We start from the raw sequence: 15,595 nt of genomic DNA, 5'->3' as shown, positions 1-15,595 counted from the left end.
GCCACTACCCATCAATCAACTTTGTGTACTTCGTAAATTTTAATCGATTTTTTCTTTCCAAAGAATTTAACCAGGTCAACGTATTCAATTTTGTATTCCCTGGTATTTTTAATTAAGCGAACAGCAAATTCACGGGTTACCAAAACCCGCTTTCGGTAGCGTTTACATTGTTTCTGAATACGGGCTGCCGTATTTAAAACATCGCCATGGAAGGCCAGTTCGCGCTTAATTTCGCCCACCTCGGCTGCCATAACCTTGCCCACGTTCAACGAAGCCGTAAAAACGGGCATCATGCCATAATGTTCTTCAAAGTATGCTCGTCGCTTACTCAATGCTTTTTCATAGAGGTAATAAAAATCAACCGCTCGCTTAAAACTCGATTTCTTTTTGGCATCCCAGTTAATAACCACTTCGTCGCCAACAAATTGATATACCCTTCCACGGGTAGCCAGCAGCGAGTTTGAAACACACTTAAAACAATCCTGAATAAAATAACTGTACCGCTCGTGCCCCAGTTTCTCGGCAACCGCTGTTGATGATTGTAAATCGAGGAACATAAAAATCAACTCTTCTTCCCGCGGTTTTTGATAATATCCCATCATTATTTTTCCGAGCGGCGCATAACCAATCTGATGAAATAATGTATTTATTAACTGGTAAACATACCCCCCGATAAATAATACAATCAGAAAAAAGAGAATGGTTGAGTTAAACAAAAAGCGCGGCAAGTGATTAATAGCTTCCGTAAGGCTCAGATCTTTTGAAACACTGTAATGCACAATTCCGAGCAAAATACTTATAACCAAAAAGATGATAATATCAAGCATTACAACACCCACAGTAAGACGCCTCATTTTAAAATTGCGCACTAAATGCGGATAAACCATGTTTAAGGTAAACCAACTTAATGTTGCAAAAACAGAAATTACTACCGACGAAGAAACGATTTCATCAACCAAAAAAGTCATGCCTTTCGAAAGCATATCTGCCATGTGATGATCGCGGGCTCCAAGCATGCGCATAAAAATGGCAAAACGTATTACCACGTTCCAGTACACGAGTGAAAATACCAACAATTTAAGCTGGTAGCGGCGCATGGCACCTTTATATGTTCTTTCAAGTTTTGGCATTGATGAGTTTAAAGAACTACATTTTAGAAACGTAAACAACTAAGAAAGTAATTACTGCACTCACAAAACTAATCATAAACACATTGTAGGAATAGCGGAGCAATTTATATTTTTTGGCCAAAACCTTACCCAAATTGTATTGATCTTTGGTAAGTGTACCGTACAAATAATCGTAATCGTTCATCATATCCTTTACACCTTTCTCGTAAGTTTCGTAGGGCATTTTAAAAAAGTTGCCAAAAAACAAGAGGTTTAGTTTACGCTTTTTAAAATCTTCGTTGCTGTAATTTCCGGTTCCAAACTTTGGGATTACCGACAGGATAGCAAATATTAGTGAAATCAGGCAGCCAATTAGTAACACCATACCCGGAACCAGAAAATTTTGTTCGCTTGTGCGTAAGGTTAAAGCACTGGTACTCATTAAAACCGACACTAAAACGGCATTTATGGTAAGCATTATATTGGCTTTATTGTCGGCAATCGAACTCAGATTTATTTGATTACGCGCGGTTAACCTAAACATGGTTTCAATACCCCGGGCCGTACTTCGGGGTGCATTTTTGGGTAACTCCGAAGCTTTTTCTACCGATAACTTTTTTATGCGTTTCTCCACTCTTTTGATGTTCTGAATACGCACCGGTTCGAAATTTGTTTTGGCATATTCGGTATAAAATTTTACATCCAGAATAAACTCCAGTGTTTGTTTCCAATAATCTAATTTCGAGCACTTTCGCTCTACAAAATTACACATCTCTTTACGCAGCAAATTCGAAATTTCCATAAAATTATCCATCCCGGCATGTGCATGGTCGGCATCTCCCAAAATCTCTTCAAGCAGGGTGTTTTTTGGCGCTCCCATTTTTGTTGAGCAAATGCATTTCTCAACCTCCGCCATAAAAGCTTCATCCATCCCTTTCTCCGATAAAAATTGCTTAGCAATTTTGCAACTCTCCGTTTCATGGTCTTTTAACGAAACCGCATGCCCGATATCGTGAAACCAGGCGGCCACAACAACAATACTTTTTTTTGTGTCATCCAGTTTTTCTGCTTCAGCAATGCGTTCCGAAACATCGGCTACCAAACGGGTATGTTCAATCGAATGGTAATTCAGCAACGACGAAACATTGGCCTCGTAATAATTTATGGTAAAATCTTTAACCTCTTCTATTATTTTCATATTACCTCTTTTATCCGTCATTTTGGCTTATTTGTTTACACCTAACAAAACTCCGTAAAAAACACCACTAATCGAAATTTTGCTGAAGTTAAAAATAACTACTTTTGATTCAAAGAAAATATTTATCTGCACAGCATACCTGTTTTTGTGGTTTTTAAGCGATAAAACAGGAAGAACCATTTTGGCATAAAGGTTATATTTGTTAAAATATGAAACGAATGACTAAACTTTTTCTGACAAAGATAAAATCGCTTAAAATCAATACGCTTGTTCTTGTGTTGTTTTGTTGCCTATTCTCTTCTGCTCAAAGTCAGCCAATTAAATACAGTGTTTTTTTAGCCGGCAACACGGCAAGCGAACAGCCTGAAACACAAAATAATTTCATCGGCCAGCTCACCCAAATTCCTCAGCCACACTCATTTGTATTTCTCGGCAATTTTTCAAGCTACACCACTCACGACGATAAATTTGCTTTTACCTTTTCGCCGCAATTAAAAGATAAAAACACCCCTTTGCTGTTTGCCAATGGTTTAAACGAATGGAAAACCGGCAAAAAGCATACAAAGAAAGTTAACAAGGCATTGGGTAAAACATTTACTGAAAATACTTTTTACACAACCGACTGGGGGTGCCCGGGGCCCACTGAAGTAGAGCTTAGCGATGACCTTACCATTATTTTAATTGACACCTACTGGTGGCTAACCGCATTGGATACCCGTTACGGGAAATGTGGCATTGAAGAAGACGAAGATGTTTTTATCTGGCTGCAGGATGCCTTGCGTAACAACAGGCACAAAACGGTTATTGTGGCCGGTTACCACCCTATTGAATCTTATGGACCACATGGCGGGAAGTTTTCTGCTGCTACCAGTATTTTCGGATTTCCGTATGCCCTGTATAAAAATACACTTGGAGGCAAACACGACCTGGTTCACCCCAATTACAAAAACCTGCGTCACCAGTTAAAAAGTATCTTAAACCGTTTCCCGAATGTAATTTATGCATCGGCATTAGAGAACAGTCTTCAATACATTAAAACCGACAATATCCACCAGGTTATAAGTGGATCGTTGGTAAAGCAAAGCTACGTAAACGACCAAAAAACAAAGTTTGCCAGTAGCAAGGCCGGTATTTCGCGCATCGATATATGTGAAAACGGCGATGTTGTTCTTAATTTTTTCACGATTGAAAAGGGAACAAAGGAACCCCTTTACAGCAGGCTTTTATACTCGAAAAATGTTGAAACACAAGATCGCCTGAATGCCCAGCGCGAAGATCTGTTTAAGGAACCAACACATACAACTTATGCCAGCCGGCAATACCTGGCCACCGACAGGTATAAAAAATGGATGGGAACCAACTACCGCCAGGTTTGGGCCACACCAGTTGAAGCTCGTATTTTTGACATCAGCAAAGAAAAAAATGGTCTGACGCTACTTAAACGCGGCGGCGGACAGCAAACAAAATCGGTTCGTTTAGAAACTGAAGAAGGGCACCAGTACGTATTGCGTTCGCTTGAAAAGTTTGCAGAGGGAGCGCTACCCGAGGAAATGAAAATAACCTTTGCTAAAGATATTGTACAAGATCAGATTTCGGCTTCGAACCCCTACTCTGCATTGCCTGCAGCTGTTTTGGCAGAGCACGCCGGAGTTTTTCATACCAACCCGGAGCTTGTTTATGTGCCGCAGGACCCCTTGTTTCAACATTATAAAGAAGACATGCGCAGTGGCTTGTTTTTATTTGAAGAACGACCGGCTAATGACCGGCGCGATTTAAAAAGTTTTGGCTACTCGAAAAAAATTGTTGGCACAGATGAGGTATTGGAGAAAATTATTGAAAGCGAAGACCACCAGGTAGATCAGCTGGCTGTTTTACGTGCCCGCTTACTTGATATTTACATAAACGACTGGGACCGGCACGACGACCAATGGCGCTGGGCTTCATTTAAAAACGACGGTCTTACTACCTACCAACCTATTCCGCGTGACCGCGATCAAACCTTTTTTGTAAACCAGGGTATTCTTCCGGGATTTGCCTCGCTGCCATTTATTTTGCCAAAAATCCAGAATTTTCAGCCCCGAACAAAATATGTTATCGGGCTTGGATTTAATGCCCGTTATTTCGATCGCACCTTTTTAAACCAGATGGACTGGAACGATTGGCAAAAAACCAATGCCATGCTGATGAGCAAAATGACACCGGAAGCCATTAACGAAGCAGTGCAGACTTTTCCGAAAGAGGTGCAACCTATGGTGGCCGATTCTACTGCAAAAATCCTGTTAAAACGAAAAGATTATATGGAAGAGATGGCCCGTGAGCTCTACCTTTATCTCTCGAAAAGAATAAATATTGCAGGTACCGAACGAAGAGATCTTTTTGAAATTAACCGAATAAATGATGAGGAAACAACAATTAATGTTTACCACATAAAAAAAGACGATACCAAGGGGAAACAAATTTACCAGCGAACCATTAAAACCAACGAAACTCGCGAGGTGGTTTGCTATGGATTAGATGAAGAAGACCGTTTTGAAATAAGCGGATCGGTAAACAAAGGCCCCGTAATACGAATTGTTGGCGGACAAGATAAAGATGTTGTTGTAAATAATTCATCAGTATCAGGACTGAGGGCAAAAACAGTTGTTTATGATTTAAAAAAGAGTACAAAAGTAAAGGGGATCGGACGAACCAACAAACAACTTACACATAACAAAATTATTCATGAATACGACCGTAAATATTTTAAACCTGATATTGGAATGCCCCTGGCATCGGGCGGATACAATGCCGACGATGGAGTTTACCTGGGCTATGGTCGATCGTGGTATAAACAACGTTTCCGTCGCGACCTGAAAACTTCTTTAATAGGCGACTACGCCATAAAAAACTCAGCTTTTAATATAAAAGCACAGTTTGAATCACTATCAACAAACAATGGACTAGATGCCATATTTGGAATTGATATTAGTGGCCCCAATTACACCACCAACTATTACGGGTTGGGGAACGAAACCAGCCACCAGTTTCCGGGGTACGACTATAAGTATTTCAGAACAAAACAACAGAGAATTGTTGCTGCCTTCTCGCTGCAGAAACGATTTGGCGAATCGGTTTGGGCCCGGTACGACGAGGAAGACCTGCATAAAGACCACCCCATTAACGAACATAAAATTGGGCTACAAGCCAGCTGGAAGCTGAACGACACACAAAACCTGGAAGATAAATTCATTTCCAATTTCGAGCAAAACAACCTTTCTCCTGCGAACCTGGGACAAAAACAGTATGCCATTTTAGGTGGCTATTACGAATATCAGAATCTGAATAAAGATTTTAGGCCAACACGCGGATTTGTACTAAATGCATCGGCTAAGCACTTTGTAAACCTGCACGGAAACGAACCCAATTTTACTAAAATTGGCGGAACGGCAGCCACCTTGTTAAGTTTTAACAAATACCCGCGCACGGTTTTAGCCATGCGCATTGGTGGCGAAAAAATATTTGGCGATTTTTATTTTCACGATGCTGCTATTTTAGATGGAAAAACAAACTTGCGTGGTTTCCGAAAAACACGCTTTTATGGCGATGCCAGTGCTTACCTCAACAGTGAACTGCGTTTTAAAGTAATTGATTTTAAAAATTACCTCTTAACCGGTGAACTTGGCCTGCTTTTATTCGACGATATTGGCCGGGTTTGGCTCGATAATGAAAGCTCATCAAAATGGCACAACGGCTATGGTGCTGGGATTTGGTTATCGCCTTTTAAAATGGCCATTGTTACCGCCACTTTAAACAAAAGCCGCGAAGAAACGTTAGTTCAATTTAACTTTAGCTTTTTGTTTTGAAGACAGTAGTTTGTAGCCTTTTAATACTTGTAGCCTTGTGGCCTGTGCACCAAATAAATGCACAGGAGGTGGTGCTAATCCGGCATGCCGAAGTTAAACTCGAACACAATGGATGGATGGGTGCAAAAAAAGCAGCCAGGCTTCGCAATTCATACGACACCGCTCCAATCAGCCAGTTTAATCCGGATACCGTATTACAAAAAGTGCCGGATAGATTAACCGATACCATTTATGTTAGCAACTTATCACGATCGGTTGCCACTGGACTAAAACTTTATGGCGACTCGGCCATTTTGGTATCGCTAAAAGAGCTCAACGAATTTGAAATGCACATGGTGTGGCTACCGCTGGTATTACCGTATAAAGGCTGGACTTCCTTATCGCGTGCGCTGTGGCTAATGGGCCTCGAAAAACCCGGAACGGAATCTTTTCAGGAGGCCAAAGAACGAGTGAACAAGGTATGTTCGTTTATTGAAAAAAAAGCGGAACACAACAATCAGGTTGTACTTGTTACCCACGGGTTTATAAATAGAAACATTGCAAAAGAACTGGAGCAAAGAGGCTGGGTTGTTATTAAAAACAAGGGGAAAGAGAACCTTGGAGCAACAGTTTTAAAAAAATATAATAATTGAAAAGATTGAACGTTATTAGCCTTGTGAAATATTTTTTGGGAATCATATTAATTTTGTTTTGTACGCATAGTTTTGCACAAGATACACTCTCTCGCGAAGACTGGACTCCGTATTTTGAAAACAACCTTCCCACGCGTTTTTTCTATTTAAAAATGGAAGGGCCTTTTCAGTACAACATTTCCTCCACATCCGATTTGGAAGAAATTGGCAACGGATCGGCTGAAATTACGGGTAACAGAACGGTTACAGCCCGGCTAAAATTCCCTTTAATTAACAAACAGCGGGTTAAACTTACCGGTGGATTTCGTTATGTAAACGAACAGTTCTATTTTGAAGATCTGGAACCTGATGACTACCCCATGTATGTGGGGCTGAATGATCGGAATCTGCGGCGATTAGGCCTTGATATGAAAGGACTTTTTCACCTGAACGACAACCGTTCGCTGGTGATGCAAACCAGCTGGAACCTGGCCGGCGACTTTCATATCCAGGACGAAAAGTACTTTTCATTTGGCGACCTGCTAAAATCGTCGCTTGCCCTGGGATATGCCATACGTAAAGACCGAAATACTTATTACGCTTTTGGGGCATATTTTGGCTATACCTTTGGCGAACCATCAATTTACCCTGTGTTTAACTACTCTAAACGGTACGCAAATGGAATTGGTATTGATTTATTGTTGCCCCAGGGATTTAAAGCCTGGAAACGTGTGAATAATAATTTTTATGTTTTCTGCGATGCCGAAATATCGGGAACCAGTTATACCGTACGGGTTGACGATACCGTTTTAAGTGAAACTGAAAGTATTCAGCTACGTCAGTCCACCATCGACGCAACGGTGGGGATTATTACTAAAATAAACAGGTGGGTTGGTTTTGAGGCTAAATTTGGCTACTCCAACAATATTAATTTCAATGTTACCGAATCAAACTTTAAATCAGGAAGTACACTGCCCCGCCCTGATACCGACTACCTGATTAAATCAACCGTTTCGGGGGCACCTTATGCCAGTGTCTCTTTGTTTTTATCGGTTCCAAAAGACTTAATGGAGCGTTGCATTGAATAGCACAAGCCTTTGAATTAATCAAATTATAGCTTATTTTAAACCACACAAAATCAAGGTTTTGCCCTAAAAAGATTCGTCTAATTCTTTTACCACTTGTTCTAACACTTTAACCGCTGAGTCGCCAATTTCTGTTGCTCCATCTATAATCTTGTCCAGATCCTCATCCAGGTCTTCATCAACATATTGTTGAAATTTGTCGCCAATGTTATTTACATCATCTTTAAAAAGATCGTGTAACAAATCGCCAATACTCTCCTTGTTCTTTAAGGCATGGTATTTAATAATCAATCCTTTTATTTTTATCTGATCTTCAAAAGTAAATTCATTGCGGTAGTTTATATACCATTCTGAATTGTATCGTTCAAACTTTTTATCGGCCCATTCCCAGTCATTAGTAGTATATTTTTTATGGTTTTCTTCCACCCGCTGAACAAAGCGGCTAAACTTGTTTAGGTAATCTTCTTTTGATGTAGGTTGCGAACACGACAGAAGGTAGATCAGACCAAAAACAAACAAAAAATTTATTGGTTTCATACTTAAAAATTGATGAAAATACTGTTGCCTGTTACAAACTTTACGCTGTTTTTAATTTAACAGGCCTCAAGTAAAAATATTAAAATTATGCCCTGTCCAGTAATAAAATTCAGGGTTTCCATGGCCACTTAACACAATCTTTTATTTCAGGGAATAGCACAAAATCGGCTTTCCCTTTCATTGCACAAGTTTGCACGTTCAGCCCTTTTAGTTGTTTTAAAGCGGCATTCATTGTTTTCCCCGAAACCGAAACATCATCAACCAATAAAATACGTTGGCCGGCTAAGTTCCAGTTGGCTTTTTCCAGCACTTTCGGTTCCTCGTAGCGCGGATTATTTTGCTCGTCGCGATAATTCAGTGTCATCACAAACAGTTCCGATTTTAAATGATAAGCCAGCATGGTGGCTGCAGGCACTCCGCCCGATCCTATACCGATAACAACATCAATCTCCGGAAATTTTATGGTGTGCAAACGTGCTGTTATTTGTTTAAAAGATAATGGTGTCATTCGTATTGTTTTATCACATGTTTATTTTATTTAAACTTCGTGCAACTCATCGTTTTCGTTAAAAACCGGAATTTCAAGGAAAAAAGTGGAGCCAACGCCCAGCTCAGTTTCAAACCATATTCTCCCTGCAAAATTCTCCACAATATTTTTTACAATGGCCAGTCCCAGCCCCATACCGCTTGTTTTGGTAGTAAAACTTGGGCTAAAAAGTTTATCGCGTAATTCAAGCGGTATTCCCATTCCATTATCCTGCACCGAAATTACAGCCATGTGCTCGCGTCGGTTAAGCTTTAACAAAACAGCTCCTTTTTGGTCTTCGGGAATGGCTTGAATTGCATTTCTGATGAGGTTGATAATGGCACGCGAAAGCTGTTCGCGGTCGGCATTAACATTGAGGCACTCTTGCCCGTTGGTGTCGAATTCAATTTTTGCCCGATCGTGCGTTTCGTATAAATCGATGGTTTTTCGCAACTGCTCGGCCAAACAAAATACCTGGTTACGAGCTGTTGGTATTTTGGCAAAATTCGAAAACTCGGTGGCAATATTCGAGAGGTTATCTATTTGTTCGATTAAGGTTGAGGTTACCCGCTCCAAAAATTCATTGTATTCCTCGTTTTGTCCCTTGGCGCGCTGTAAATACTGAATATTCAGTTTCATTGGGGTGAGCGGATTTTTAATTTCGTGGGCAATTTGTTTGGCCATTTCGCGCCAGGCCGACTCTCTTTCAGAGCGCGCCAATAAATCGGCACTAATTGCCAGTTCATCAACCTTTTTATTGTATTCGCGCACCAAACTTCCAATCTCGTCTTTTCGGCTGTACTGAATGGGTTCGTTACGTTTTCCCAGTTGCATTTTTTGCAAATTCTCCTGAATAACCACAAGCGGTTTCGTAATCTGGTTGGCAATAAAAACGGCCGCAATTATACTGGCTAAAAACAGCAACACATACAGGTTGATAAAGGCTACAATAAAAGTTGAAATTTCCTGGCTATAGTTATCTTGCCTAATAAAATAGGGCAGGTTTATCACGCCCAGGTAATTTCCCCGGTTATTAATTATGGGCCGGTAAGCCGACAGGTACGACAGTTTTCCGATATTCTCGGGTTGAAAATAGCTGATGGAGAAATTCTGGTAAACTTCGTAATTAGCGCGGGCATTAATTTTTGTTGACACCAAACCGCGCTCAAAAATCTCTAAACGCGATGAGGCTATCAGGTCGCCATCAACGCCGTAAATATTAATGTCTGTGCGGAAAATATTTGAAAGTTTGGCTAACTCGCGGTGTAACCATATTTCCAGTTCTGGTGTAATTTCTTCTTTGTCTTCCAGGCGATGGTCTATCTCCTCGGCAATCGATTTCATTTTCTCATTCAGGTCGTTCTGGTGTTTCTGCCTGTATTCTTTTACATTATAAAACAAAGTAACCGCTGCCACTACCAGTAACGAAATAAACACAATGGAAATAATGGCAGCCTGTATCTTAAATTTCAGGTCGAAAAATACCCTTCGCTCGCGAATCGACTGGTTGACAACCATTAACACGACCAACAAGGTAAGAAAGTAAAATACAAACAAATAAGGGAACGAAATCAGGTAATCGATGGGGCTTAACAAAACCCGCGAAACCACCACATAGTTTTGCTCGCTGGTGTGATAAACCAAATGCTCCAGCTGATCCTGGCGCAGGTACGAGAATTCATCGTCGGACTTAAGGTAAACGTGCCCGTTGTAATTGTAATTGTATTCGCCAAACTTATCGGTAAGTTCTCCGGCGTAATATTTTGCGTAGTTAAATTTTTGGTAGATATCCGACCGCGCCATCGATTTATCAATGAGCAATTCAGGAAAACCAATACCTTCAAACAATAAATCCGAATCCAGGTCGATATAAATTGAGACTCCGCGGCCATCGTCGGCCAACGGGTAGTTAAAACGCCCTGTATAAGAAATACGGCCATTCATATTATCCATAAAGTAGAAACCTGTTCCGGGCACTTGAATACCCTCCGCTTCTATTTTCTGATCCAGGTATTCCCTGCACAACACCATTCTGTTATCGGGTTCTGTTATCAGACTATCAATGCTTCGGCATACGTAAATATTCAATAAATATCTTCTGAAATAGGTATTAAAATACGACTGGCGAAAATACTCCTCCACGTCAACAAATTCGCGTTGAAAAAGTAAACTATTAATAATTGCCGAATCCCTGTTAATCTGATATTGTACTTCGGTCATAAACACTTCTGCCGCCGGGTCGCGCTCAGTTACCAGGGTTACTGCCAGAAGTTTCTGGTGCTCGCGATCTTTTTTACTAATTGTACGGTTAATAATAAACAGTGAATACAGCGATACAACAGCTACGTAAATTATAAGGTAACTTAAGGTAAAAGTGTGTAAGTAATGCCGGCTGATTAAAGAAGCCAGCAAGGCGCATGTTATAAAAAGCAACAGCGCATAAATTGATACATTGTGTACCGCGAGGTATTGAACTCCGGCAAAAAACAAACTAATTGCCAGCACCAACACTATCAAATAAAACAGAGTAAAATCTTTTAAAATCTTTTCGTTGATACGGATGGTAAAAAACACCACGCCCAACAACAACAATCCCATTGAAAAAACACCCATTATACTCTGCGGAGAAATGGCAATAATTTTATTCAATGCAAACGAAATGGTTGAGTTGAAAATAAGCTCTTTAATAAAATAATCAACAAGCAAATACAGGCTGGCATTAAAAAGCAGTAGCAATGCTATTACCATTTTACGGGGCAAAGTTGAGTTTTTCTGTAAATCCTCGATATTCAGATCGATGGCGAAGTTGTAAATCCAAAACAAAAAGAACATTGCCAGTAAAAAATAATCGCCTAAGGATGGCAACCATTCGTTAATTGCAAAATAGTCGGGGCCAAAAAAACGCAAATGAAAAAATACTTTGGGCACCTCAAAAATCAGGTGGATCCAATAAACAATAAATAAGGCAACTCCTAAGCTCACCAGTTTTAAAAAGAACGGAGCGTCTTGCTCAACAAACTCTTTTCTGAAATAAAAAAGTAACAATATCAGGCCCAGAAAATAGAAAGCCGCCGGAAAATAAAGTTGATTTGTTGTGCAAAGGTATTTACCATAAGGCAGTAGAGTAAAAAGATAAGCGCCTTCGGTATTTTTGATTTCGTAACCTCGCTTATTCTTGTTTATTCGTACTACATAATCGTTTGGGAGCCTGTAGCTTTTGTAAAAATTGCTTTGCAGGTATTTATTTTCGTAGGTATACCGTAGCTTTACCAAATGAAAACCTACCGCTGTATAATCGCCAACACAAACCGTATCAACCATGTAATAACCATTCGGGAGCCTCACCATGCCGGTAGTTCCCGGTAGTTCTTCCAGGTAATTATAGAAAGCTATCCCCCTGTCGGTCCAAAAAATAAGTTCGTTGTTGCGAAAAATTAACGAGCCAAAACCCGTTTCGCGAATCAGCGTTTCTTCCTGTGCAAAAAATTCATTCAGTTCTTCTTCAAAGTCTTCAGTTTTCAAAATCTCGCCTAAGCGGCTAAGATTAAGTGCCAGTTTCTGCTCATTTACAAGCACCTGCTCCTGAAAATCTGTAATTAGTTTTGTCTCAGGGTTTCGCCGAAGCAAACTGTTTTCTACAATTGCAGCTACAATAAAAAAAACTATTGCCGCTACTAAAAAGGTATATTTATTTTGTTTTAACCCCATTAGTTAAACATGATGATATGGTTCGCCTTTTAAAATAGTAAATGCCCTGTAAATTTGCTCTACACACAACAATCGCACCATTTGATGCGAAAATGTAAGCCTGGAGAGTGAAATTTTTGACTGGGCACGTTGGTATACTTCATCTGAAAACCCATACGGGCCACCAATAACGAGTAAAAGCTCCTTTGGGCCGTTAATCATTTTCTTTTCAATAAACTTCGAAAACTCAACCGACGAAAACATTTTTCCCTTTTCATCAAGCAAATGCAATTCTTTGCCTGCAGTTAGTTTTGCAAGAATAAGTTCGCCTTCTTTTATTTTCTGAATTTCAGGATTCGTGTTTTTCCCTTTTTTTATGTCCGGAATAATTTCCAGTTCAAAATTTATATAATGTTTTAGTCGTTTCCGGTACACATCAATGCCATCGCGCAAATAAGCGGCATCTGTTTTTCCCACAACCAACAATGTAATTTTCATCCGTAAATTTTTACACCTTTTTTCAGGCAGTATTTCTTGCAAATCGTTTGTAAAACGCTTAGCAAAAAAACCAGCTATAAGGCTCTGATGACGAAGTAAATAAAATTATGTATCTACTCCAATCGCCTAATTGATTTTTAATTTTATAAATTTACAGTAAAAATAGGCGTAGAAAAGTGTTTTTGCATAGTTTTTGCGAACTATGTTATACCAAAACCGAATATTGAATATGATGATTACCTTAAAAAAGATATTTTCCGCAAGTCTGTTGCTTTGTATTGTGCTGGCTGTTACAGCCATAGCACCGCAAGACAACCAAAAAATACCCAGCGAAATTGTTGTAGGATTAGAAACCGGGAATGCCAAAACGCTTTCAACCTATTTTAACCAAAACGTTGAGATGGTGGTGCTTGATAACGACAATGTGTATAGCAAAGCCCAGGCTCAGCAAATTGTAAGCAACTTTTTTAGTAAGTTTCCTCCGGTGGCCGAACATGCTTTTTCCATCATTCACGATAGCGGAAAAGCTGATGCCAAATACGTTATCGGAAAATTAAAAACTGAAAAAGGAGATTTTAGAGTGTATTTTCTACTTAAAAAGAATAGTGGGACAGAATACATTCACCAACTCAGAATAGAAAAACAATAAAGGCGTTTATGTCAGCGGATAGAATAACTTTTAAACGGTTAAAAAAGCTGGGAGAAAGAGCCGTTGAACGTGCCAAAAACATTTCGCTCCCTCTTTTCGACGGCGTACCATTGTACGATGTATTGTTGTTTTTTTGGAGAAGCATTGTTGATGGTTCCATAACTACCCGCGCCTCGGGAATTGCCTTTTCGTTTTTTATTGCCCTTTTTCCCGGCATTATTTTCCTGTTCACTTTAATTCCCATTAGTGGTTTTCAGAATGAGCTTTTTGTTATCATTCAGGAATTGGTACCTGAAAGCACCTGGCCAACCATTGAGGAGACAATTACTGAAATTATTTTAAGACCACGTGGTGATCTGCTGTCGTTAAACTTTTTTATGGCGCTTATTTTTGCTACCAACGGATTGGTATCGATGATGAGTGCTTTTGATGCTACGGTACACAACATTAACCGCCGTACCTGGTGGAGCCAATACATTGCGGCCATTTTTATGCTCATTATTTTCACCTTGCTTTTATCGGTAGCAGTTGTGCTTCTAACCGTAGGACAGGATCTTATTAATTACCTCAGTCAAATTGATATTATTCGCGACCGTTTTCTTGTGGTGATACTTATTGTGGGGAAATGGATCATTACGATCAGCATGTTCTTTTTTGCCTTTTCGTTTCTCTACTACATGGCTCCTGCCAAAAAAACCAAGTGGCGTTTTATTTCGGCCGGTGGAACTCTTGCAACTATTTTAAGTATTATTGGATTTATTGGATTTAAGTATTACATCAATAATTTTAGCCAGTACAACAAACTCTACGGCTCGATAGGCACGCTGCTGGCTATTTTATTTTTGATGTATGTAATGTCGTTAATTCTGCTAATTGGGTTTGAGCTAAATGCCAGTATTTACCAGGCACACACCTACCAAAACGATGAAGAAGCACAATTAAACTACGACTAAGAAACAGCCTGAATTCCTTTAATTTTTGCCCTGTTTAAAAAGAATTTCCTTTTCCTGCTTTGTTAAACTATCGTAACCCGATTTCCCTATTTTATCAAGAATACGATTAACTTCATCTTGCTGCACATTTTTCTGGCGGTTGTATTCTCTATCGTCGCGTGGTGGCTTTTTGTAGCTCACCTTCATTCGGCTTTTAGGCTTAAAAAGCCCAGGCAAATACGTGCCCGCTTTGTTTAAAAATGTTACCAGCCCTGCTCCCATATCTTTCCCTTTTCGTAACTGAGAAATATAAAACCACCCCCAAAAAGCACCTCCTAAATGCGCAATATTTCCTCCGGGATTAGTTGACGAAATACCTATAACGGATAACAGTAGATAAAAAGCAGCTACATATTTTAAAGGGAAACGCCCAATAAAAAACAAATGAATTTCGCGATTGGGGTCGTAAACTGCTATTGCCACCAAAATTGCAAACAAGGAGGCCGAAGCCCCCAGCAGTAAACCATAAACCGAATTAAATACCGGGAACAAATTATAGGCAAGAATATAGAAAGCAGCACCAACAATACCACCAAGCAGATAAACGCTTAAAAGTTTATTCCCTTCAAAATGATATAAAAACAACTGCCCAAACCAAAAAAGCCCCAGCATATTAAATAACAAATGAATAAAACCAGTGTGCAAAAACATATAGCTTATTGGTGTCCACGGACGTTGAACAAGCACTTCGGTAACCGACGGAACAGCCAGCCATTGAAAAAGCTGGAAATCTTGACCGGCCAGGTAAAAAAATACGCCAACAATTTTTAGCACCAGAAAAACCCCAATGTTCAGGTAAATCAAGCGTGTAAGAACCGAGCCTTCTTTAAATGTGCGTTTTATTTCTCCTGCAATATCCAC

At 39.8% G+C, this 15,595-nt stretch carries 12 protein-coding genes; 5 read left to right on the top strand and 7 right to left on the bottom strand.

Annotated elements, in window-relative coordinates; genetic code table 11:
* Positions 1-11: 11 nt before the first annotated feature.
* A complete protein-coding gene (locus QZ574_RS03710) occupies positions 12-1,130 on the bottom strand; it encodes an adenylate/guanylate cyclase domain-containing protein (RefSeq protein ID WP_297086906.1) in 1,119 nt (372 codons plus the stop codon).
* A gap of 16 nt (positions 1,131-1,146) precedes the next feature.
* Positions 1,147-2,307 (bottom strand): Pycsar system effector family protein, encoded by a 1,161-nt coding sequence (locus QZ574_RS03705; protein ID WP_297086904.1) that lies wholly within the window; start codon positions 2,305-2,307, stop codon positions 1,147-1,149.
* A 218-nt stretch (positions 2,308-2,525) separates the two neighbouring features.
* Between QZ574_RS03705 and QZ574_RS03700 the strand changes: the two genes are divergently transcribed.
* From QZ574_RS03700 to QZ574_RS03690, 3 genes are read left to right on the top strand one after another with little or no spacing between them, the layout of a single operon-like run.
* Positions 2,526-6,149 carry a BamA/TamA family outer membrane protein gene (locus QZ574_RS03700; RefSeq protein ID WP_297086902.1) on the top strand — a complete coding sequence of 1,208 codons (3,624 nt, stop codon included), beginning with the start codon at positions 2,526-2,528 and terminating at the stop codon, positions 6,147-6,149.
* On the top strand, positions 6,146-6,781 hold the full coding sequence (locus QZ574_RS03695; protein ID WP_297086900.1) for a phosphoglycerate mutase family protein: 636 nt from the start codon (positions 6,146-6,148) through the stop codon (positions 6,779-6,781). Before QZ574_RS03700 ends, QZ574_RS03695 begins: the two co-directional genes overlap by 4 nt.
* Entirely contained in the window at positions 6,778-7,848 is a 1,071-nt protein-coding gene (locus tag QZ574_RS03690) for a hypothetical protein (protein ID WP_297086898.1), read from the top strand. The genes QZ574_RS03695 and QZ574_RS03690 overlap by 4 nt, the downstream gene beginning before the upstream one ends.
* Before the next feature lie 63 nt (positions 7,849-7,911).
* Here the strand turns inward: QZ574_RS03690 and QZ574_RS03685 are convergent, their stop codons facing one another.
* The 4 genes from QZ574_RS03685 to rlmH form a co-directional block, all read right to left on the bottom strand.
* Entirely contained in the window at positions 7,912-8,382 is a 471-nt protein-coding gene (locus tag QZ574_RS03685) for a DUF6565 domain-containing protein (protein WP_297086896.1), read from the bottom strand.
* Positions 8,383-8,491: 109 nt separating this feature from the next.
* Positions 8,492-8,890, bottom strand: coding sequence for a phosphoribosyltransferase (locus QZ574_RS03680; protein WP_297086894.1), 399 nt, complete (start codon positions 8,888-8,890; stop codon positions 8,492-8,494).
* 30 nt (positions 8,891-8,920) lie between these two features.
* Complete coding sequence (locus QZ574_RS03675; RefSeq protein ID WP_297086892.1) at positions 8,921-12,616, bottom strand: ATP-binding protein; 3,696 nt, start codon at positions 12,614-12,616, stop codon at positions 8,921-8,923.
* Between the two features lie 3 nt (positions 12,617-12,619).
* Positions 12,620-13,093, bottom strand: a complete 474-nt coding sequence (gene rlmH, locus QZ574_RS03670) for a 23S rRNA (pseudouridine(1915)-N(3))-methyltransferase RlmH (protein WP_297086890.1) — start codon at positions 13,091-13,093, stop codon at positions 12,620-12,622.
* Positions 13,094-13,322: 229 nt separating this feature from the next.
* On the opposite strand from rlmH, the gene QZ574_RS03665 reads away from it, so the two are divergent.
* Both QZ574_RS03665 and QZ574_RS03660 read left to right on the top strand, forming a co-directional pair.
* A complete protein-coding gene (locus QZ574_RS03665) occupies positions 13,323-13,742 on the top strand; it encodes a DUF4783 domain-containing protein (RefSeq protein WP_297086888.1) in 420 nt (139 codons plus the stop codon).
* Between the two features lie 8 nt (positions 13,743-13,750).
* Entirely contained in the window at positions 13,751-14,695 is a 945-nt protein-coding gene (locus QZ574_RS03660) for a YihY/virulence factor BrkB family protein (RefSeq protein WP_297086885.1), read from the top strand.
* An 18-nt stretch (positions 14,696-14,713) separates the two neighbouring features.
* On the opposite strand, the gene QZ574_RS03655 is transcribed toward QZ574_RS03660, so the two are convergent.
* Positions 14,714-15,595: a rhomboid family intramembrane serine protease gene (locus QZ574_RS03655; protein WP_297086883.1), complete on the bottom strand. Its 882-nt coding sequence runs from the start codon at positions 15,593-15,595 to the stop codon at positions 14,714-14,716.

The organism is uncultured Draconibacterium sp. (assembly GCF_913063105.1).
Taxonomy (GTDB): Bacteria; Bacteroidota; Bacteroidia; order Bacteroidales; family Prolixibacteraceae; genus Draconibacterium.
This window is presented reverse-complemented; position numbering and strand designations above follow the sequence as displayed.